Origin of the sequence: Winslowiella sp. 2C04 (assembly GCF_050037805.1) — a bacterium.
Lineage (GTDB): Bacteria > Pseudomonadota > Gammaproteobacteria > Enterobacterales > Enterobacteriaceae > Erwinia > Erwinia toletana_A.
Map to the genome: position 1 here is coordinate 4,219,864 of NZ_CP188300.1, position 20,348 is coordinate 4,240,211.

The window sequence follows — 20,348 nt, forward strand, 5'->3', positions numbered from 1 at the left end:
TATTACAACTGTGTTAACAGACAGCGTAGGGTACTATATATCCTTTAAACCTGGAATCGCAGTTGTGAATACGACCCCAATTATTTTGGTTATAGTTTTCGCCCTGTCGCTACAATGTACACTTCGCGCGAACGTGAACGCGAAGCGTCCGGCTTACGAATTTTTACCTTCGTAAACAGGGAGCGAATTTCCCGGAGGTATTCATCAAAGCCATCTCCCTGAAACACTTTCACTAAAAAACTGCCGCCAGGTGCCAGAACATCCCGACACATCTCCAGCGCCAGTTCAACTAAATACATCGACCGGGGAATATCAACGGCAGGTGTACCACTCATGTTGGGTGCCATATCCGACATCACAACCTGAACTTTTTGCTCGCCAACGCGCTCCAGCAGCGCTTTAAGCACTAATTCTTCACGAAAATCGCCCTGAAGGAAATCGACACCGACGATGGGATCCATCGGTAAAATATCACAGGCGATGATACGGCCTTTGTTACCAATCTGTGTTACCACATATTGCGACCAGCCGCCCGGAGCCGCGCCAAGATCGACCACGGTCATTCCTGGCTTAAACAGCTTGTCACTCTGCTGTATTTCATCAAGTTTAAACCAGGCACGCGAGCGCAACCCTTTTTTCTGCGCCTGAAGCACATATTTATCGCTAAAGTGTTCCTGCAGCCAGCGGCTGGAACTGGCCGAACGCTTTTTACCAGTCATACAATTTCCAACTATTCTTCATCATAAGCGATAAATAAACCGCCCAAAACGGTTCTGCCGTTTGGTGATACACTCGAGATGGCGGTAGAATGTACCGTTTTCAATCCCAATGTAAGTAAAAAATACGATGAATCTGAGTCCCAAACAAAAACAGCACCTGAAAGGCCTGGCGCATCCACTGAAGCCCGTTGTCATGCTGGGTAACAATGGCCTGACCGAAGGTGTGCTGGCCGAGATCGAACAAGCACTTGAACACCATGAATTAATCAAGGTGAAAATCGCGACCGAAGACCGTGAAACCAAAACGCTGGTAGTCGAAGCGATCGTACGCGAGACGGGTGCAAGTAACGTGCAGGTAATCGGCAAAACGCTGGTGCTGTATCGCCCATCAAAGGAACGCAAGATTTCAATACCGCGTTAATGGCCTGCCTTAATAACGCACTTTAAGGGTAATTATCCCGGTGCTCAAGGCTCATTGATGGCAAAAGTGCCATGCTCCTGCATCAGATAAAAGGCCGCAACGCGGCCTTTTTCCTTTCTTTACATTCGACCTTTTAAAATCTGACCAACTGGCGCGAATATGCGGAAATTTTGTTCAACCGCACAATCTGACCGATAAAACTGCCGTCAATTCCAGCCAGCGGTAGATTTTATCCGAGCGGACTCAGACGTATTCGATTTTCAGAATTTCGTAATCAACATCGCCGCCCGGCGTTTTGATCACGACGACATCATCCACTTCTTTACCGATCAGGCCACGTGCCATCGGTGAATTAACTGAAATCAGATTCTGTTTAAAGTCCGCCTCATCGTCACCGACAATGCGGTAGGTAAACTCTTCTTCGCTTTCCACATTCATGATGCTGACTGTCGCACCAAAAATCACGCGACCGTTAGCATTCATTTTAGTGACATCAATCACCTGCGCATTGGAGAGTTTAGCTTCAATCTCCTGAATACGGCCTTCACAGAAACCCTGTTCTTCACGCGCAGCATGATATTCGGCATTTTCTTTCAAATCACCATGCTCGCGTGCTTCTGCAATTGAGGCAATAATTCTGGGGCGTTTAACGGTTTTCAGCTCTTCGAGCTCTTCGCGCAACCTCTCGGCGCCCCTTAACGTCATCGGAATCTGGTTCATCTCAATACCTCGTAATCTATCCTGTTCAAAGTGTCGTCATCCTGACAGGGTGACTGCAGAAACTGCGTTCTGCCGCGCTTACTGCCGAATTGCAAACAAAAGAAACCTGACCCGGAGATTATCCCCAGGGTCAGGATCGGTTTTGCATTTTGATACGTATTTTAACCCAGAGTTCCCTATGGGTCATCGTTTACTTTGCACCTCAATGCACCGTAGTATGACAGCTCGTTTACTGTCAGTTACCGCGAGATTATGCGATTTTCACGACTTGTTACCGGATTAACCTTCGCGTTTATGCTGCAAGCTAACGCTGCGCCCGTTGAAGAGTATGCTCAATATTTGCCAGATGGTGCAAACCTGGCGCTAATGGTGCAGAAAGTTGGCGCGACAACACCGCTGCTTGATTATCACAGCCAGCAAATGGCGCTACCGGCCAGTACCATGAAAGTGATTACTGCGCTGGCAGCACTGTTGCAGCTTGGCCCAGACTACCGCTTCCAGACTACGCTGGAGAGTAAAGGCACTCTTTCAGGTGATACGCTGCGTGGCGATTTGATTGCGCGCTTTGGCGGCGATCCTACGCTGACGCGGCAAAATTTGCGCAATATGGTCGCCGTGTTAAAAAAACAGGGTGTACAGCATATTGAGGGCAACCTGGTGATTGATACCTCGGTGTTTTCCAGCCATGACAAAGCGCCTGGCTGGCCGTGGAACGACATGACCCAGTGCTTCAGCGCCCCGCCGGGTGCGGCTATTGTTGACCGCAACTGCTTCTCGGTTTCACTGTACAGCGCGCCAAACCCGGGCGACAACGCGTTTATCCGCGTAGCGTCATTCTACCCGGTCAATATGTTCAGTGAGGTGCGCACGCTGGCGAAAGGCTCCTCTGAAGCCCAGTACTGCGAACTGGATGTCGTTCCGGGTGAGTTAAACCGTTTCACACTCACCGGCTGCATGACCCAGCGTGCTGAACCGTTGCCGCTGGCCTTTGCCGTGCAGGATGGTGCCAGCTATGCCGGTGCGATCCTGAAAGATGAACTGCAAAGTGCCGGTATTGATTACACCGGCCACCTGGTGCGTGAAAAGCGCCAGAACGCTGCCGGAACCGTGCTGGCACAGACTCAGTCGGCACCGCTGCACGATCTGCTGAAGATTATGCTGAAAAAGTCCGACAATATGATTGCCGATACGGTTTTCCGCACCATTGGCCGCGAGCGCTTCAACGTGCCGGGTACCTGGCGTGCCGGACAAGATGCAGTGCGCCAGATTCTGCGTCAGAAAGCCAATATCGATATGGGGAACAGTATTCAGGTGGATGGATCGGGCTTATCACGCCACGATCTGATTTCGCCAGCCACCATGATGCAGGTTCTGCAATATATTGCTCAGAACGACCAGCAGCTAAACTTTATCTCGATGCTACCGCTGTCAGGCTATGACGGCACCCTGCGTTATCGCGGTGGCCTGCATGAGGCGGGCGTTGATGGCAAGCTGTCGGCGAAAACCGGATCATTACAAGGGGTTTATAACCTAGCTGGCTTCCTGACCACCGCCAGTGGCCAACGTGTGGCATTCGTTCAGTTCCTCTCTGGCTATGCCGTCGCGCCGCAGGATCAGCGCCAGCGCCGTATCCCACTAGTGCGTTTTGAAAGCCGTTTATACAAAGATATTTATCAGAATAACTGAGTGCTTACTTAGCGGAAACCCGGTATTCCAGGCGCTGTCAGTAATAAAACGGGGCACATAATGTGCCCCGTGAGGTTTAACGCTGATAGATGATTTCGACACCTTCGTCGTCATCTTCGTCCCAGTCGTCATCCCAGTCATCATCTTCCTCAGCTTCAGCCTGTGCTTCAGCCAGCTGCTCACGATGATAGTCATCCCACATAAATTCGACTTTCTCAGGCTGCTTCTCTTCTTCTGCCGCTTCTTTCGGGTTGGCATTGATGAAGGACATCACATCCCAGCACAGTGCATTAACACCAACGCGATTAGCCGCAGAGATCAGATAGTACTTGTCAGTCCAGCCCAGCGCTTCAGCAATCGCTTTGGCGCGTGCTTCTGCTTCTTCGTCGTCCAGCAGGTCGACTTTGTTGAAGACCAGCCAGCGAGGTTTCTGGAACAGCTTCTCGCTGTATTTTTCCAGCTCACCCAGAATGATGCGGGCGTTATTGACCGGATCGGTTTCATCGATCGGTGCGAGGTCGATAAGGTGTAACAATACGCGACAGCGCTCAAGGTGCTTCAGGAAGCGAATGCCCAGACCGGCACCATCCGCCGCACCTTCAATAAGGCCCGGAATATCGGCGACCACAAAGCTCTGCTCGCTGTCCATGCGGACCACGCCGAGGCTTGGAACCAGAGTGGTAAACGGATAGTCCGCCACTTTAGGTTTGGCCGCAGAAACGGAACGGATAAAGGTCGACTTACCGGCGTTAGGCAGGCCAAGCATACCCACGTCTGCCAGCAGCATCAGTTCCAGCTGCAGATCGCGCTTCTCACCAGGAGTTCCCATGGTTTTCTGACGCGGCGTACGGTTAACGGAGGATTTAAAGCGGGTATTACCCAGGCCATGCCAGCCGCCCTTCGCTACCATCAGCTTCTGCTCATGGCGCGTCATATCACCGATTGTTTCGCCAGTGCCCTGATCGATCACGCGGGTACCCACTGGCACCTTGATGATAATGTCTTTACCACGTTTACCGGTACAGTCACGGCTCTGGCCGTTCTGACCACGTTCAGCGCGGAAAGATTTTTCAAATCGGTAATCGATAAGCGTATTCAGGTTTTCGTCGGCGACCATATAGACATCGCCGCCATCCCCGCCGTCACCGCCATCGGGACCGCCTCTCGGGATATATTTTTCACGACGGAAGCTTACGCAGCCATTACCGCCATCGCCTGCGACAGCCAGAATCGTCGCTTCATCTACAAACTTCATTTTACTTCTCCGTAAATCATTCGCCCGTTGACCGGAGCGAAGGCACCGGGACGGGTTTGTTCCGCCGAGGCCACAAGCGATGACCAATTGCGGAAAACATGGCGCCAGCCACCACGACCATCGCGCCGATATAAGCCAACAGGTTCAGTATCGGTGCCGCGAAAAAATCGGGCCAGGCCAGCGATAATAATTCAGAAAACAGCAGCGTAAACAGTGGCGTCAGCGTGACTAAGGCGCTGACCTGTGCCGCCTGCCAGCGCGCATAAGCTTCAGCTAATGCGCCGTAGCCGACCAGGGTATTCAGGCCGCAATAGAGCAAGCAAAGCAGCTGCCAGCCGTCAAGCTGCAGCAATTTAGCCGGCTGTGCCAACGGCAGTAACGCTATTGTACATAAAACATACAGCAAAAACAGAATTTGCTGTGAGGCGAGACGCCGCAGCAAAATTTTTTGTGTCACACCATAAGTGACCCAAACCACTGCGGCACTGACGCCCAGTATTACGCCCATCGTATAGTCTGACAGGCGGGTAAAAATCTCGATCAGGCTGGTATTAAAAAACATCACCAGCCCACAGAGCAGTGATACCGCCCCGATAATCTGGGTCACGCGCATCTTTTCTTTCAGAATAAAGACGCTGGCGATCATCATGCCAGGCGGTGCCAGTTGCGCAATCACTTGCGAAGCCGTAGGGCTGAGGTACTGTAACGACGAGCTGAACAGCACAAAGTTACCGAGCAAGCCACAGGTGGCAATGAACAGCATCAGCAACCAGCGTGGGCTACGACAGATACGCAGTGGTGGCAGCTGACGTTTCAGGGCCAGAATAATGCCCAATCCCAGCCCGGCCAGTAAAAACCGATAAAACACAATGGTGAACGGATCCATCACCACCAATAGTTGTTTCATCACAATAGGCAGTGAGCCCCAGCACATCGCTGTGACCAGCGCCAGTGCCATACCAACCCCTGCCTGTTGTTGCATTTTTGCATCCTGCGGTCAGAGAAGACCAGAATGTAAAAAGCCCCGCAACATTTGCGGGGCTTATCTTCGTCAGTTCAGGTCGGCCTTTTCAGGCAGCCCTGAGACTCGAAAACCTTACTCAGCAACGATGCTGATGTATTTACGGTTGTTCGGGCCTTTAATTTCGAATTTGACTTTGCCGTCTGCAGTTGCAAACAGGGTGTGGTCACGACCACAACCTACGTTGGTGCCTGCATGGAATTTGGTGCCACGCTGACGAACGATGATGCTACCAGCCAGAACTGATTCACCACCGAAACGCTTAACGCCGAGGCGTTTTGCATTGGAATCGCGACCGTTACGAGTAGAGCCGCCAGCCTTTTTGTGTGCCATTTGTCAGATCTCCTCTTAGGCGCTGATGCCAGTGATTTTCACATCAGTGAACCACTGACGGTGGCCTTGCTGCTTACGGTGGTGTTTACGACGACGAAACTTAACAATCTTAATTTTCTCGCCACGACCGTGAGCAACGATTTCTGCTTTAATCAGGCCGCCAGAAACTAATGGTGCGCCGATCTGAACGTCTTCGCCGTTTGCAATCATCAGAACCTGATCGAACTCAATGGTTTCGCCGGTTGCGATGTCCAGCTTTTCCAGGCGAACGGTCTGACCTTCGCTAACTCGGTGTTGTTTACCACCACTTTGGAAAACCGCGTACATATAAAACTCCGCTTTCCGCGCATGCCTTCTTTTAATTTTCAGGCGGCGCTATAAATATTCACAATAGGGCGCGAATTCTACGCAAATTCCCTCGCGTTGACAAGAGTCCAATGCAAAGGATTGCAGAAAAAAAACGCAGCATGATTGTTGGCGTTCATCCGCCTCGTTTTTCAAGTACAATCTGTAATACATTACTTGCCGCGAGCACGAATAAGGCGCTTATCATAACCCAAAATAATTTGAGTTGCAGGACTACGGCCCATCCGCAACCCCCCGATAGCAGCGATAACGCTGTGAACCGGGTGAGCTGGTGTAGCCAATACCGGGCAGCTTAGAGCAGGATGGGGATAGCAGTGAACAGAGCGATAGCTGAACAGACTGATGAACTTAGAACAGATAAATGAATTAACCGCGCAGGATATGGCGGCCGTCAACGAGACAATCCTCGAGCAACTGAATTCAGATGTTTCTCTCATCAATCAGTTGGGATATTACATTATCAGCGGAGGGGGCAAACGTATTCGTCCGATGATTGCGGTGCTCGCTGCACGTGCTGTGAACTATAGCGGCAAGCAGCACGTCACCGTGGCAGCGCTGATCGAATTTATCCATACCGCCACGCTGCTGCATGATGATGTGGTGGACGAGTCGGACATGCGCAGGGGTAAGGCCACCGCCAATGCCGCTTTTGGTAACGCGGCCAGCGTGTTGGTCGGCGATTTTATTTATACCCGTGCATTTCAGATGATGACCAGCCTCGGCTCACTGCGGGTACTGGCCCTGATGTCAGAAGCGGTGAACGTAATTGCTGAAGGCGAAGTGCTACAGCTGATGAACTGTAACGATCCGGATATTACTGAAGAGAGTTATATGCGGGTGATTTACAGCAAAACGGCGCGCTTATTCGAAGCTGCGGCGCAATCATCGGCGATCCTCGCCGATGCGAGCGATGCGCAGGAAAAAGCGTTGCAGGACTATGGTCGCTATATTGGCACCGCGTTTCAGCTGATTGACGATCTGCTGGATTACAGCGCTGATGGTCAAACCTTAGGCAAAAATGTCGGCGACGATCTGAGCGAAGGTAAACCCACGTTACCGTTATTGCATGCCATGCAACACGGCAATGCTGAGCAAGCCGCGATGATTCGTAAAGCTATCGAAGAGGGTAACGGTCGTCATTTACTGGAACCCGTTCTGGAAACCATGCGCCAGCACGGCTCACTTGAGTGGACGCGCGCGCGCGCCGAACAGGAAGCGGATAAAGCCATTTCCGCACTGCAGGCTCTGCCAGAATCACCGTGGCGCAGCGCGCTTGAGGCTCTGGCCCATATGTCGGTACAGCGCGAATTCTGATGTTTCCGGGGAACGCCTGCGCGTTCCCCTTCCCTCCTTCGCCGATCGCTTATCCCGCTGTTTTTGTTGTTGCAACCCGTTACACCCCTTCTGCGCGCCCCTACACAAAATCGTCTCCTTTACGAAAAATTACTGGAGCTTTATGGAAAATAATTGTTATAAATTATCCGGTAATAACCCTCAGGTGATCGCCTGATTTGACCGGAAGAGTTTCTCAAGGAGGAAGGATTATGTATGCAAGGAATAAGGACTGGCATCCGGCAGATATTATTGCCGCATTACGCAAGCGTGGTACATCGCTGGCGGCCGTTTCCCGTCAGGCAGGATTGAGCTCGTCGACATTAGCCAATGCGCTCACACGTCCATGGCCAAAAGGTGAATGGTTAATTGCCGAGGCGATTGCCATACATCCGGCAGTTATTTGGCCCAGCCGCTATTACGATAAGGTCACCCAGCAGCTGATTGACCGCAAAAAACTTATGCGCACCTGAAAAAATGGGCCGACATGTTGTCGGCCCAGAGAGTTATTGCCTGCTGCTGGCAGTGAATTATTCGCCGCTAACGCGTTGAATATTCGCTCCCATCGCCATCAGCTTATCTTCGATATGCTCATAGCCACGATCGATATGGTAAATACGATCGACGATGGTAGTACCTTCAGCAATACAGCCTGCCAGTACCAGACTGGCAGAAGCGCGTAAATCGGTCGCCATCACCTGAGCACCTGACAGGGTCTCAGTGCCGTGGCAAATCACCGTGTTACTTTCGATTTCTGCATGTGCGCCCATACGAATCAGCTCAGGCACGTGCATAAAGCGGTTTTCGAAGATAGTTTCGGTAATGATACCGGTACCTTCAGCCACCAGGTTCAGCAAGGTAAACTGTGCCTGCATATCGGTCGGGAAGCCTGGATGCGGCGCAGTACGGAAGTTCACCGCTTTCGGGCGTTCGCCGTGCATATCAAGGCTGATCCAGTCTTCACCGGTTTCGATATCAGCGCCTGCTTCACGCAGTTTAGCCAGTACCGCATCCAGCGTATCAGGCTGCGCATTGTGGCAAATCACTTTGCCACGAGAAATCGCCGCCGCAACCAGGAAGGTGCCGGTTTCAATGCGATCGGGCAGCACACGGTAAACACCGCCACCCAGGCGCTCAACGCCTTCAATGGTAATACGATCGCTACCTGCGCCGGTGATTTTTGCACCCAGCGTATTGAGGAAGTTCGCGGTGTCGACAATTTCTGGCTCGCGCGCGGCATTTTCAATCACCGTCGTACCGGTCGCCAGCGTTGCTGCGCTCATAATGGTGACCGTCGCGCCAACGCTGACTTTATCCATGACGATATTCGCGCCCTTCAGGCGGCCATCGACAGAAGCCTTGACGTAGCCCTCTTCCAGTTTGATTTCGGCACCCAGCTGCTCCAGACCAGAGATATGCAAGTCAACCGGACGTGCGCCAATGGCGCAGCCGCCTGGCAGCGAAACCTGGCCCTGACCGAAACGCGCCACCAGCGGACCTAACGCCCAGATGGATGCACGCATGGTTTTCACCAGGTCGTAAGGAGCGCAGTAAATATTGACGTCGCTGGCATCCAGATGAACTGAACCATTACGTTCTGCTTTTACGCCAAGCTGACTGAGCAGCTTCATGGTGGTATCGATGTCCTTAAGTTTCGGGACATTCTGAATCTCAACCGGCTCTTCCGCCAGCAGAGCGGCGAACAGGATCGGCAGCGCGGCATTTTTGGCTCCGGAAATAGTCACTTCACCACTTAGCCGGGTCGGACCCTGTACACGAAATTTATCCATTGCAACTGCTCTCTGTTATCAGAAACTTAAACAGGCTGTCCGCCAGCTTCACCATGAAGCTACGCTGAATCAGCTTAAAAACCGTTTAGCTTACGGTCGCGCGCCCACTCTGCAGGCGTATAGGTCTTGATTGAAACCGCGTGAATGCGATTGTCCGCGATGTATTCCATCAGCGGAGCATACACCGCCTGCTGCTTTTTCACCCGGCTCAGTTCAGCAAACATCTCGCCAACAGCAACCACCTGAAAATGGCTGCCATCACCCGTGACATGAACTTCTTCTAACGGTAACGCGCTCATCAGCACGGACTGAATTTCACTATTTTCCATGATGCTCTAATTCGGTTGATAATAAACAGGGTGACATAGTAGTGGAAACGGAATTTATCTTAAACAAGCAAAAAGCCCCTGAAAATGCAGGGGCTTTGCATGCTGGCCGGCTGAGCGTTAAGACTCAGTCGAGGAAACAATGATTTGCTGCAAGTTATACAGGGTAATCAGCGAGCTTAATTTATCGGTGACGCCGGTAAATAGCGGGTTCTTACCCTGCTGTTGCAGAATCTGACGCAGATGAACCAGCAGCGCCAGGCCAGCAGAGTCGACTCTGTCCAGCGCCGATACATCGATTGTATCGATCTGTTTCATCATGGTTTCACGCTGCTGCCAAAGTGACAGCAACGTTTCACGATCGAGTTCACCCCGCAGATGCAGCGTTGACGCCTCAACCTGCCAACTGAGTTGTTCTGCCATTACTTTTGCTGATCCAGTTTGATCGGTTGCGCCGCAAATGATTTCAGCTGCTCAGTCAGGCCATCAATGCCTTTCTGGCGCAGAGTATCACTCCACTCATTCTGCTTGGTAGTGATCATGCTGATGCCTTCGGCAATCATATCATACGCCTGCCAGTCGCCAGTGCGGCTGTTCTTACGCCACTGGAAATCGAGACGTACCGGCGGGCGGCCATTAGGATCAACGATTGTCACGCGAATGGCGATGATGTTGGCATCCCCCAGCGGCTGCTCAGGCGCGACCTGGTAAGTCTGACCATTATACAACGCCAGTGCCTGGCCGTAAGCCTGCTCAAGGTAAGCGCCAAACGCTTTGAAGTAAGCATCGCGCTGCGCTGGAGTAGAATCTTTGTAATAACGGCCCAGTACCAGCGCACCAGCATATTTAATCTGCACGTACGGCAGCAGCTCTTCACGTACCACCTGACGCAGATAGTCAGGATTTTGCCTGATTTTCGACTGTTCATTTTTCAGGCGGGTAAAGGTTTTATCCGCCGCTTCGTTCATCAGTTTGTAAGGGTTGCTTTGATCGACAGCGCTCGCCGCCATTGGCACGATGGCCAGCATCGCGACCATCAGTAAACGTTTAAACATGCGTTATTACCTCTTATGGTTGTTCAGGTGCCGCAGAAGCCGGTGCCGCACCCGTTGCCGGGGCATCCTGCTCTTGCTGTTTGGTATCGCTGCCGTCGCCGCTCTTATACAGGAACTGACCGATCAGATCCTCCAGCACCATCGCGGATTTGGTATCATGCAAAGTATCGCCATCCTTCAGTATCGCGGTGCCCATTTCCGGGTCGTCAAAGCCGACATTAAGCGCCAGGAATTGCTCACCTAACAGGCCGGAGGTACGAATCGCCAGCGAGCTGGTATCAGGAATCTCTTTGTATTGGTCTTCAATGGCCATCGTTACACGCGGCGAGTAGTTTTTCGGGTCGAGAGAGATATCGGTGACACGCCCGATTACCACACCACCAATTTTTACCGGTGAGCTGCTTTTCAGGCCGCCAATATTGTCAAAGGTAGCATATAGCGTCCAGGTCGGCTGAGTGCCGAGCGACTTAACATCGGCCACGCGCAGGCATAAAAACACTATTGCACCCAGCGCCAGCAGCATAAATACGCCTACCCAAATTTCACTTTTCTTGGTTTGCATTGAATCAGTTCCCAAACATCAGTGCCGTGAGCACAAAATCTATACCGAGCACCGCCAGTGATGAATGCACCACAGTGCGCGTCGTCGCCCGACTGATTCCTTCCGAAGTCGGAATAGCGTCGTAACCGTTAAACAGCGCGATCCACATCACCGTAAGGGCAAATACCGCGCTCTTAATCACACAGTTGATGATATCCATGCGGAGATCGACCGCGTTTTGCATCGCAGACCAGAAGAAACCGCTGTCGATCCCTTTCCAGTTTACGCCGACCAGTGAACCGCCCCAGATGCCAACGGCGGTAAAAATCAGCGCCAGCAGCGGCATACTGATAAAACCGGCCCAAAAGCGTGGGGAAATCACCCGGCGCAGTGGATCGACCGCCATCATCTCCATACTGGAGAGCTGCTCTGTCGCTTTCATCAGGCCGATTTCAGCAGTCAGTGCTGAACCTGCCCGGCCGGCAAACAGCAGCGCGGTCACCACCGGCCCCAGTTCGCGCAGCAATGACAATGCCACCAGCATGCCAAGACTGCTCTCTGCACTGTAAGTAGTAAGAACCAGATAGCCCTGTAACCCCAGTACCATGCCGATAAACAGACCTGAAACCACAATAATCAATAGCGACAACACGCCAACGCTGTACAGCTGTTTGATCAGTAGCGGCGCATGTTTACGAAATTCAGGTTTACCCGCGAGGGCATGAAACAACATCAGCCCGGCACGACCAAAGGAAGCGAATGTATTAATTCCCCGTCGCCCGAGAGATGCCAGCGCACGTAATAGCATCGGTTGATTAGCTCCCTGAACCGGTTAAATCGGTAAGGTAATCCCCTGCGGGAAAACGGAAAGGCACCGGTCCATCAGCAATGCCATCGATAAACTGCCGCACCCGCGCATCTTTATTTTCATTCAGCTGGTGGGTGGTGCCCTGCGCAATAATTTTTTGCCCCGCAACAATATAGGCGTAATCGGCAATGCTCAATACCTCTGGCACATCATGTGAAACCACAATGCAGGTCACGCCCAGCGAGTGGTTAAGTTCATCGATCAGTTTTACCAATACCCCCATGGTTATCGGATCCTGACCCACAAACGGCTCGTCAAACATAATCAGTTCTGGCTCAAGCGCAATGGCGCGCGCCAGCGCAGCACGACGCGCCATCCCGCCGGAAAGCTCCGAGGGCTTCAGATAAGCTGCGCCGCGCAGTCCGACCGCTTCCAGTTTCATCATTACCGTGCTGTGCAGCAACGGCTTCGGCAAGCGGGTATGCTCACGCAACGGCCAGGCGACATTTTCATAGACCGTTAAGTCAGTAAACAGCGCTCCGGACTGAAACAGCATGCTCATCTTTTTACGCGCTTCATACAGGCCCGAGCGCGAAAGTGCCGGTATATTCTCGCCATTAAACCAGATTTCACCGGCATCAGGTTGCAGCTGCCCGCCAATCAATCGCAGCAGCGTGGTCTTACCAATGCCTGAAGGACCCATAATTGCGGTCACTTTCCCTTTTGGCACCGTCAGCGAGATGTTGTCGAAAATAGGCCGATTGCCACGCGAAAAACTGACTCCGCGCACATCGACCAGATTCGTTGCCGTCTGGCTCATCGTTAACCCTTCCCAAATATTCAGGCAGATAATTTACCGCCTATGGTAGCCTGGTGCAGGCGACAGCGGACACTTTTACAGAAACTTACTGCGAAGGTGTGGCAATAACTGGCATTGGTTACCAACAATAATCGATATTTGCCCCCTTCCGGAGGCAGCCTTAGTTTTACTTTTGGCTCACACCCCGTCAAAATCACCGTCATATCTCCGTTTTTACCGCCCTAACGTCGAATCAGGCAAACCGACGATTATATCCGATCAAAGGACTTTTCATGCTTTTAGCTACAGCACTCTTAGTTATCGGTTTAATTTTACTGGTCTATGGTGCAGATCGTCTGGTTTTCAGTGCCGCTATTTTATGTCGCTCGTCAGGAATTCCACCGCTAATTATCGGTATGACGGTGGTTGGTATCGGCACCTCTCTACCCGAACTGATTGTTTCTTTCTCTGCCGCAGCGCATGGCCAGATGGATATCGCCGTCGGCACCGCCATGGGCTCGAACATTACTAATATTTTGCTGATCTTAGGCGGCGCGGCATTACTTCATCCATTAACGGTACACTCTAATCTGGTACGGCGCGAATTGCCGCTGATGCTGCTGGTCACGTTGCTGTGCGGCTTTATGCTGTTTGATAACCAGCTAAGCCGCCTCGACGGCGTTGCGCTGATTGCTATCGCCGCGATTTATCTGGCGTTTATTATCAAAATTGCCCGCCGTGCGGAACGCGATAATAACGATACGCTGACCCGCGAGCAGCTGGCGGAGTTGCCACGTGATGACGCCGGTAACACCGTCGCCTTTCTCTGGCTGGCAGTGGCCTTGATTATGCTACCGATGTCCACCCGGATGGTGATTGATAACGCGACGCTGATTGCCGATTACTTCGGCGTCAGTGAGCTGGTGATTGGCCTGACTATTATCTCGGTCGGTACCAGCTTGCCGGAGCTGGCCACGGTGATTGCCGGGGCGTTGAAAGGTGAAGATGATATCGCCATTGGTAACCTGATTGGCTCGAACATTTATAATATTGCCATCGTGCTCGGTATTCCGGCGTTAATTTATCCCGGCACCATCGATGCCAGCGCGTTTGCGCGCGACTACTGGGTGATGCTGGGCGTCAGCGCGCTGTTTACGCTAATCTGCCTGCAGCGCAGTCGTCGTATCGGACGCGTGGCCGGCACACTGCTACTGTGCGGCTTTATTGGCTGGGTGGCCACGCTTTATCTGCTTCCGAACAGCTCAATCTGATTGAAAGGACTGAAAACCATGTCTCACATCAACCTTGAACCCGGTTTTGATTTTCAGCAGGCGGGAAAAGATGTTTTACGCATCGAACGTCTGGGGCTCGAAGAGCTCGATCAGTATATTAACGACGACTTTAGCCGCGCCTGTGAAAAGATGTTTTACTGCCAGGGCAAAGTCATTGTGATGGGAATGGGCAAGTCAGGCCATATTGGCAAAAAAATGGCCGCTACGTTTGCCAGCACCGGTACGCCGGCGTTTTTTGTTCATCCCGGTGAAGCCAGCCACGGCGATCTCGGTATGGTCACCGCCAGTGATATCGTGATTGCGATTTCTAACTCCGGCGAGTCCGGTGAAATCCTTGCGCTGATCCCGGTACTGAAACGGCTGCAGGTTTCGCTGATTTGCCTGACCAGCCGCCCGGACAGCACCATGGGACGTGCCGCCGATATTCATCTGTGCGTCAAAGTGCCACAGGAAGCCTGCCCGCTCGGCCTGGCACCGACCTCCAGTACCACTGCGGCGCTGGTGATGGGCGATGCGCTGGCGGTGGCGCTGCTGAAAGCACGCGGCTTTACCGCGGAAGATTTTGCGCTTTCTCACCCGGGTGGCGCGCTGGGCCGTAAATTATTACTGCGAGTCAGTGATATCATGCACCACGGTGATGAAATCCCTCATGTCAGTAAAGACGCTTCACTGCGCGATGCGCTGCTGGAGATCACCCGTAAAAATCTGGGTATGACGGTCATCGTCAACGACCTGATGAAAATTGAAGGGGTTTTCACCGACGGTGACTTACGCCGGGTGTTTGATATGGGGATCGACTTTCAACATGCCTCGATCGCCAGCGTGATGACACCGGGCGGCATTCGCGTTCGTCCTGCCATGCTGGCGGTCGATGCGCTGAACCTGATGCAAACGAAACATATTACCGCCGTCATGGTTGCCGATGGCGACCAGTTGCTGGGTGTGGTACATATGCATGACATGCTGCGCGCAGGCGTAGTCTGAAAAGGAAACCAGTTACAATGAGCCAGACAGAGGCAGTGGTTGACACCTGCTACGGTGCCGTCAGCCATCAGGTGATGGCGCGAGCCAAACAGATCCGCCTGTTAATTTGCGATGTCGACGGCGTGATGTCCGACGGCGTGATTTATATGGGCAATTCCGGCGAAGAGCTGAAAGCGTTTAACGTGCGCGATGGCTATGGTATTCGCTGTCTGCTGACCTCATCGGTAGAAGTGGCTATTATAACCGGCCGTAACGCCAGACTGCTGGAAGATCGCTGCAAAACGTTAGGAATTCAGCATCTTTATCAGGGACAGTCGGATAAGCTTTTGGCCTTCGGCGAACTTCTGGATAAACTGTCACTCAGCCCGGAGCAGGTCGCCTATATCGGTGATGATTTAATTGACTGGCCAGTGATGGCAAAAGTGGGATTAAGCGTCGCCGTCGCCGATGCGCATCCGGTACTGCTACCACGGGCGGATTATGTCACCCGTATTGCGGGGGGGCGCGGCGCCGTTCGCGAAATCTGCGATCTGATACTGATCGCGCAGGATAAGTTTGATGATGCCAAAGGGCAATCTGTATGAGTAAAACCAGGCGTTGGATTACGCTAGTGCTGGCAGTGATTGCCATTATTCTGGTGGGCTGGAGCCTGACCAATGATGACAATCAGGGGCCGCTCGCCACCAACAATCAGCAACCGACCTATACCAGTGCCAATTCCAGTACCGTGGTTTATAACCCACTGGGCGCACTAAGCTATAAACTGGTCTCCGATAAAGTGACTTACTTCCAGGAGGAAGAGGTCAGCTGGTTCGATAATCCGATCATGACCACCTACGACGAAAACAAAGTTCCCACCTGGTCGGTGCGCTCGGATAAGGCCAAATTAACGAAAGATCGTAAACTCTTTCTGTATGGTCATGTCGAAGTCAATAGCCTCACACCAGATTCTCAGCTGGAGCGTATCAAAACCGATAATGCTCAGGTTAACCTGATTACGCAGGACGTGACGTCAGACGATCAGGTCACAATTTATGGCCGCAGCTTTAACTCTACCGGTATGAAGATGCGTGGAAATTTACGGACGAAAACTGCCGAGTTGCTTGAAAAGGTCAAAACCTCTTATGAAATTCAAAATGCACAACAACCATAGCCTTAAACTTCTGCTGATTGGCGCGCTGTTCGCCACCAGCCTGCCGGCTTTCGCTCTGACCGGTGACTCGGAAAAGCCCGTTAATATCGACTCGGAAAACCAGTCGCTGGATATGCAGGGCAATGTGGCGACCTTTACCGGTAATGTCATCGTCACTCAGGGCTCGATTAAAATTACCGCTGATAAGGTGGTGGTTACGCGTCCTGGCGGCGACAGCAGTAAAACGGTGGTTGATGCCTGGGGCAATCCGGCCACCTTTTACCAGATGCAGGATAACGGCAAGCCAGTAAGAGGCCACGCGCAGAAAATGCGCTATGAACTGGCGAAAGATTTCATTGAGCTGACCGGCAATGCTTACCTCGAGCAGCTCGACAGCAATGTGAAAGGCGATCGCATCACCTATCTGGTGAAAGAGCAGAAGATGCAGGCCTTTGGCAACAGCGGCAAACGTGTCACCACCGTGCTGGTACCGTCGCAGTTGCAGGACAAAGGTACCCAGTCCAACGATCAGAAAAAGAGAAACTAATTCGCTATGGCAACCTTAATCGCTGAAAACCTGGCGAAGGCTTACAAAGGCCGTCGAGTGGTGGAAGATGTCAGTCTGGAAGTTAAATCTGGCGAGATCGTCGGTCTGCTGGGGCCAAACGGAGCCGGTAAGACCACCACGTTTTACATGGTGGTCGGCATTGTTCCGCGTGATGCCGGTCGCATTGTGATCGACGATGAAGATATCAGTATTCTGCCGCTGCACGCGCGGGCGCGCCGTGGTATCGGTTATCTGCCGCAGGAAGCTTCGATCTTCCGCCGTCTCAGCGTCTATGACAACCTGATGGCGGTGCTGCAGATCCGTGATGATCTGACCACCGAGCAGCGTGAAGATCGCGCAAAAGAGCTGATGGAAGAGTTCCATATTGAACATCTGCGCGACAGTCTTGGTCAGTCTCTTTCCGGTGGTGAACGCCGTCGCGTTGAGATTGCCCGTGCACTGGCTGCTAATCCGAAATTTATCCTGCTGGATGAACCCTTCGCCGGTGTTGACCCGATCTCGGTAATTGATATTAAGAAAATCATCGAACACCTGCGCGACAGCGGCCTCGGCGTGCTGATTACCGACCACAACGTGCGTGAGACACTGGCGGTCTGTGAGCGGGCGTATATCGTCAGCCAGGGCCATTTGATTGCCCACGGTACGCCAGAAGAAGTGCTGGCCGATGAACAAGTTAAGCGTGTCTATTTGGGTGAAGAGTTCAGACTCTGATATGGTGTTTGTTTCACGCATGATTTCTTGGGAATTTGTATCCTGAATATGAAGCAAGGTTTGCAACTCAGGTTTAGCCAACAGCTCGCGATGACGCCGCAATTACAGCAGGCCATTCGTTTGCTGCAACTCTCTACGCTTGAACTTCAGCAGGAGATACAACTGGCACTGGAAAGCAACCCACTGCTGGAGCAAACCGACATCCATGAAGAGATAGACGCCCGCGAGTATCAGGAGAACGAGAACGAAGCTCTTGATACCCGTGAAGCACTTGAACAAAAGGATATGCCGGAAGAACTTCCGCTGGATGCAACCTGGGATGAAATTTACACTGCCGGCACCCCTTCCGGCACCGGTACTGATTATCATGATGATGAACTGCCGATTTATCAGGGCGAAACCACCCAGTCTCTGCAAGACTACCTGATGTGGCAAGTCGAACTGACGCCTTTTACCGATACTGACCGCGCTATCGCCACCTCGATCGTCGATGCCATTGACGACATGGGTTACCTCACGGTTCCTTTAGCAGATATCCATGACAGTATGGGTAACGACGATCTGGCGATGGACGAAGTGGAAGCGGTGCTGAAACGCATTCAGCGCTTTGATCCGATCGGCGTCGGTGCCCGCGATCTGCGCGATTGTTTACTGGTGCAACTCTCACAGTATCAGGCGGAAACCCCGTGGCTGAAAGAGGCACGGTTGATCGTCAGTGAGCATCTTGATCTGCTGGCTAACCATGATTTCCGCAGCCTGATGCGCGTTACCCGCCTGAAGGAAGAGGTGCTGAAAGGCGCGATGTTACTGATCCAGTCACTCGATCCTCGCCCCGGTCAGTCGATCAACACCAGTGAACCTGAATATGTGATTCCCGACGTGCTGGTGCGCAAAATTGGCAGCCGCTGGGCCGTCGAGCTGAATGCGGAAAGCGTCCCGCGGCTTAAAATCAATCAGCACTATGCCTCACTGGGCGGCAGCACCCGTAACGACAGCGACAACCAGTTTATCCGCAGTAACCTGCAGGAAGCGAAGTGGCTGATTAAAAGCCTGGAAAGCCGCAATGACACGCTATTGAAGGTGACACGCTGTATCGTTGAGCAGCAGCAGGCTTTTTTCGAGCAGGGCGAAGAATTTATGCGGCCGATGGTACTGGCAGATATCGCCTCTGCCGTCGATATGCACGAATCAACCATTTCCCGCGTGACAACGCAAAAGTATCTGCACAGCCCGCGTGGAATTTTTGAGCTTAAGTATTTCTTTTCCAGCCACGTCAATACTGAAGGTGGCGGCGAAGCCTCCTCCACCGCTATTCGCGCGCTGGTGAAGAAACTTATCTCGGCGGAAAATCCCGCCAAACCGCTGAGCGACAGTAAGTTAACGACTATGCTATCAGATCAAGGCATCATGGTAGCGCGTCGAACTGTGGCAAAGTACCGAGAGTCTTTATCCATCCCGCCATCGAACCAGCGTAAACAGCTGGTTTGATCTGAACTGAGAAGGAAGACACTATGCAGCTAAATATCACAGGGCAACATGTTGAAATTACTGATCCATTACGTGATTTCGTCAACAGCAAATTTGCCAAACTGGAACAGTATTTCAGCCAGATAAATCAGGTTTATATTGTTCTGAAAGTGGAGAAAGTCACTCAGGTGGCTGACGCAACGCTGCATGTGAACGGAGGCGAGTTGCACGCAACCTCGGAAGCGGTGGATATGTACGCGGCGATTGATGGGTTAATTGATAAACTCGCGCGCCAGTTAACTAAACATAAAGACAAGTTAAAACAACACTAAATTCACCCTGCGTCATCGGGAGCAGGCCGGGGGCGAATTTATTCGCCCCGTTTGATATGGCACAGCATCTGCTCTGTGCCAGCGGCCCGCAGCTGATACCGCAGTTTGCTGTCAATATTTGCTGCTTTTCTCACCGAAGGGCGAGTAAAGTAAACCGATGAGCCAGCATAAGTGAACACGTAAGTGAAACTATGATGAACAATGATCTAACACTGGAATTAAGCTCTGTACTCAGCGTTGACTGTACCCGAAGCGGCGTACACTGCCAGAGCAAAAAGCGGGCGCTGGAAATTATCAGCGAATTAGCAGCGAAGCAGCTTAATCTTCCGCACCAGACTATCTTCGAAGCGATTCTGACCCGTGAGCGGATGGGCAGTACCGGTATCGGAAACGGTATCGCCATTCCGCACGGTAAACTGGAAGAGGATACATTGCGCGCCGTTGGCGTGTTTGTCCGTCTTGACCAGCCTATCGCTTTTGATGCCATTGATAATCAGCCAGTGGATCTGCTGTTCGCCCTGCTTGTTCCAGCCGACCAGTGCAAAACACATTTGCACACGCTCTCTCTGGTGGCAAAACGACTGGCGGATAAAACCATCTGTCGCCGTTTGCGTTCAGCGCAGAGCGATGAAGAGCTTTACGAAATCATTACTGAGAGTCAGGAATAACTACCAGACTTTGGCACGGCTG

The 20,348-nt window shown here is 52.2% G+C and carries 26 protein-coding genes; 13 read left to right on the forward strand and 13 right to left on the reverse strand.

Annotated features, from left to right (window positions below; translation table 11 throughout):
• Positions 1–89: 89 nt before the first annotated feature.
• On the reverse strand, positions 90–719 hold the full coding sequence (gene rlmE, locus ACP3TC_RS19120) for a 23S rRNA (uridine(2552)-2'-O)-methyltransferase RlmE (protein WP_313855360.1): 630 nt from the start codon (positions 717–719) through the stop codon (positions 90–92).
• A gap of 127 nt (positions 720–846) precedes the next feature.
• On the opposite strand from rlmE, the gene yhbY reads away from it, so the two are divergent.
• Positions 847–1,140, forward strand: a complete 294-nt coding sequence (gene yhbY, locus ACP3TC_RS19125; RefSeq protein ID WP_052898290.1) for a ribosome assembly RNA-binding protein YhbY — start codon at positions 847–849, stop codon at positions 1,138–1,140.
• A 243-nt stretch (positions 1,141–1,383) separates the two neighbouring features.
• On the opposite strand, the gene greA is transcribed toward yhbY, so the two are convergent.
• Entirely contained in the window at positions 1,384–1,860 is a 477-nt protein-coding gene (greA, locus tag ACP3TC_RS19130) for a transcription elongation factor GreA (RefSeq protein WP_313855357.1), read from the reverse strand.
• A 252-nt stretch (positions 1,861–2,112) separates the two neighbouring features.
• Between greA and dacB the strand changes: the two genes are divergently transcribed.
• Positions 2,113–3,546 carry a serine-type D-Ala-D-Ala carboxypeptidase gene (gene dacB, locus ACP3TC_RS19135; RefSeq protein ID WP_313855355.1) on the forward strand — a complete coding sequence of 478 codons (1,434 nt, stop codon included), beginning with the start codon at positions 2,113–2,115 and terminating at the stop codon, positions 3,544–3,546.
• Positions 3,547–3,622: 76 nt separating this feature from the next.
• Here dacB and cgtA read toward each other — a convergent pair whose 3' ends face one another.
• The 4 genes from cgtA to rplU all read right to left on the reverse strand — a co-directional run bounded on the left by cgtA (position 3,623) and on the right by rplU (position 6,482).
• Positions 3,623–4,801 carry an Obg family GTPase CgtA gene (cgtA, locus tag ACP3TC_RS19140; protein ID WP_313855353.1) on the reverse strand — a complete coding sequence of 393 codons (1,179 nt, stop codon included), beginning with the start codon at positions 4,799–4,801 and terminating at the stop codon, positions 3,623–3,625.
• Between the two features lie 16 nt (positions 4,802–4,817).
• Positions 4,818–5,783, reverse strand: coding sequence for a DMT family transporter (locus tag ACP3TC_RS19145; RefSeq protein ID WP_313855352.1), 966 nt, complete (start codon positions 5,781–5,783; stop codon positions 4,818–4,820).
• Positions 5,784–5,897: 114 nt separating this feature from the next.
• The gene (gene rpmA, locus ACP3TC_RS19150; RefSeq protein WP_313855350.1) at positions 5,898–6,155 is read right to left on the reverse strand and encodes a 50S ribosomal protein L27; all 258 of its coding nucleotides are present in this window, start codon (positions 6,153–6,155) and stop codon (positions 5,898–5,900) included.
• 15 nt (positions 6,156–6,170) lie between these two features.
• Positions 6,171–6,482, reverse strand: coding sequence for a 50S ribosomal protein L21 (gene rplU / locus ACP3TC_RS19155; protein ID WP_017801447.1), 312 nt, complete (start codon positions 6,480–6,482; stop codon positions 6,171–6,173).
• Positions 6,483–6,863: 381 nt separating this feature from the next.
• Here rplU and ispB point away from each other — a divergent pair, with 381 nt between their 5' ends.
• Together ispB and ACP3TC_RS19165 are read left to right on the forward strand one after the other, a co-directional pair.
• On the forward strand, positions 6,864–7,835 hold the full coding sequence (ispB, locus tag ACP3TC_RS19160) for an octaprenyl diphosphate synthase (RefSeq protein WP_313855348.1): 972 nt from the start codon (positions 6,864–6,866) through the stop codon (positions 7,833–7,835).
• Between the two features lie 230 nt (positions 7,836–8,065).
• A complete protein-coding gene (locus tag ACP3TC_RS19165) occupies positions 8,066–8,326 on the forward strand; it encodes a helix-turn-helix domain-containing protein (protein ID WP_313855347.1) in 261 nt (86 codons plus the stop codon).
• Positions 8,327–8,383: 57 nt separating this feature from the next.
• Here the strand turns inward: ACP3TC_RS19165 and murA are convergent, their stop codons facing one another.
• The 7 genes from murA to mlaF form a co-directional block, all read right to left on the reverse strand.
• On the reverse strand, positions 8,384–9,643 hold the full coding sequence (murA, locus tag ACP3TC_RS19170; protein ID WP_313855346.1) for a UDP-N-acetylglucosamine 1-carboxyvinyltransferase: 1,260 nt from the start codon (positions 9,641–9,643) through the stop codon (positions 8,384–8,386).
• A gap of 74 nt (positions 9,644–9,717) precedes the next feature.
• Positions 9,718–9,972, reverse strand: coding sequence for a BolA family iron metabolism protein IbaG (gene ibaG, locus ACP3TC_RS19175; RefSeq protein WP_017801452.1), 255 nt, complete (start codon positions 9,970–9,972; stop codon positions 9,718–9,720).
• A gap of 117 nt (positions 9,973–10,089) precedes the next feature.
• Positions 10,090–10,392, reverse strand: coding sequence for a lipid asymmetry maintenance protein MlaB (gene mlaB / locus ACP3TC_RS19180; protein ID WP_313855345.1), 303 nt, complete (start codon positions 10,390–10,392; stop codon positions 10,090–10,092).
• Positions 10,392–11,024, reverse strand: a complete 633-nt coding sequence (gene mlaC, locus ACP3TC_RS19185) for a phospholipid-binding protein MlaC (RefSeq protein WP_313855344.1) — start codon at positions 11,022–11,024, stop codon at positions 10,392–10,394. Before mlaC ends, mlaB begins: the two co-directional genes overlap by 1 nt.
• A 13-nt stretch (positions 11,025–11,037) precedes the next feature.
• A complete protein-coding gene (gene mlaD, locus ACP3TC_RS19190) occupies positions 11,038–11,586 on the reverse strand; it encodes an outer membrane lipid asymmetry maintenance protein MlaD (protein WP_313855343.1) in 549 nt (182 codons plus the stop codon).
• A 4-nt stretch (positions 11,587–11,590) separates the two neighbouring features.
• On the reverse strand, positions 11,591–12,373 hold the full coding sequence (gene mlaE / locus ACP3TC_RS19195; RefSeq protein WP_313855341.1) for a lipid asymmetry maintenance ABC transporter permease subunit MlaE: 783 nt from the start codon (positions 12,371–12,373) through the stop codon (positions 11,591–11,593).
• Between the two features lie 7 nt (positions 12,374–12,380).
• Positions 12,381–13,193, reverse strand: a complete 813-nt coding sequence (gene mlaF / locus ACP3TC_RS19200; protein WP_313855340.1) for a phospholipid ABC transporter ATP-binding protein MlaF — start codon at positions 13,191–13,193, stop codon at positions 12,381–12,383.
• Positions 13,194–13,465: 272 nt separating this feature from the next.
• On the opposite strand from mlaF, the gene ACP3TC_RS19205 reads away from it, so the two are divergent.
• The 9 genes from ACP3TC_RS19205 (at position 13,466) to ptsN (ending at position 20,326) form a co-directional block, all read left to right on the forward strand.
• A complete protein-coding gene (locus ACP3TC_RS19205) occupies positions 13,466–14,443 on the forward strand; it encodes a calcium/sodium antiporter (RefSeq protein WP_313855339.1) in 978 nt (325 codons plus the stop codon).
• Between the two features lie 18 nt (positions 14,444–14,461).
• Entirely contained in the window at positions 14,462–15,448 is a 987-nt protein-coding gene (kdsD, locus tag ACP3TC_RS19210; RefSeq protein WP_313855337.1) for an arabinose-5-phosphate isomerase KdsD, read from the forward strand.
• 17 nt (positions 15,449–15,465) lie between these two features.
• Positions 15,466–16,032 carry a 3-deoxy-manno-octulosonate-8-phosphatase KdsC gene (gene kdsC / locus ACP3TC_RS19215; RefSeq protein ID WP_313855334.1) on the forward strand — a complete coding sequence of 189 codons (567 nt, stop codon included), beginning with the start codon at positions 15,466–15,468 and terminating at the stop codon, positions 16,030–16,032.
• The gene (gene lptC, locus ACP3TC_RS19220) at positions 16,029–16,601 is read left to right on the forward strand and encodes an LPS export ABC transporter periplasmic protein LptC (protein WP_313855333.1); all 573 of its coding nucleotides are present in this window, start codon (positions 16,029–16,031) and stop codon (positions 16,599–16,601) included. The genes kdsC and lptC overlap by 4 nt, the downstream gene beginning before the upstream one ends.
• On the forward strand, positions 16,573–17,127 hold the full coding sequence (lptA, locus tag ACP3TC_RS19225) for a lipopolysaccharide ABC transporter substrate-binding protein LptA (RefSeq protein ID WP_313855331.1): 555 nt from the start codon (positions 16,573–16,575) through the stop codon (positions 17,125–17,127). The genes lptC and lptA overlap by 29 nt, the downstream gene beginning before the upstream one ends.
• Before the next feature lie 6 nt (positions 17,128–17,133).
• On the forward strand, positions 17,134–17,859 hold the full coding sequence (gene lptB / locus ACP3TC_RS19230) for an LPS export ABC transporter ATP-binding protein (RefSeq protein ID WP_313855330.1): 726 nt from the start codon (positions 17,134–17,136) through the stop codon (positions 17,857–17,859).
• 48 nt (positions 17,860–17,907) lie between these two features.
• The gene (gene rpoN, locus ACP3TC_RS19235) at positions 17,908–19,347 is read left to right on the forward strand and encodes an RNA polymerase factor sigma-54 (protein ID WP_426817065.1); all 1,440 of its coding nucleotides are present in this window, start codon (positions 17,908–17,910) and stop codon (positions 19,345–19,347) included.
• A gap of 23 nt (positions 19,348–19,370) precedes the next feature.
• The gene (gene hpf, locus ACP3TC_RS19240) at positions 19,371–19,658 is read left to right on the forward strand and encodes a ribosome hibernation promoting factor (protein WP_313855328.1); all 288 of its coding nucleotides are present in this window, start codon (positions 19,371–19,373) and stop codon (positions 19,656–19,658) included.
• 194 nt (positions 19,659–19,852) lie between these two features.
• Positions 19,853–20,326, forward strand: coding sequence for a PTS IIA-like nitrogen regulatory protein PtsN (gene ptsN / locus ACP3TC_RS19245; protein WP_313857565.1), 474 nt, complete (start codon positions 19,853–19,855; stop codon positions 20,324–20,326).
• The last annotated feature ends 22 nt before the right edge of the window (positions 20,327–20,348 follow it).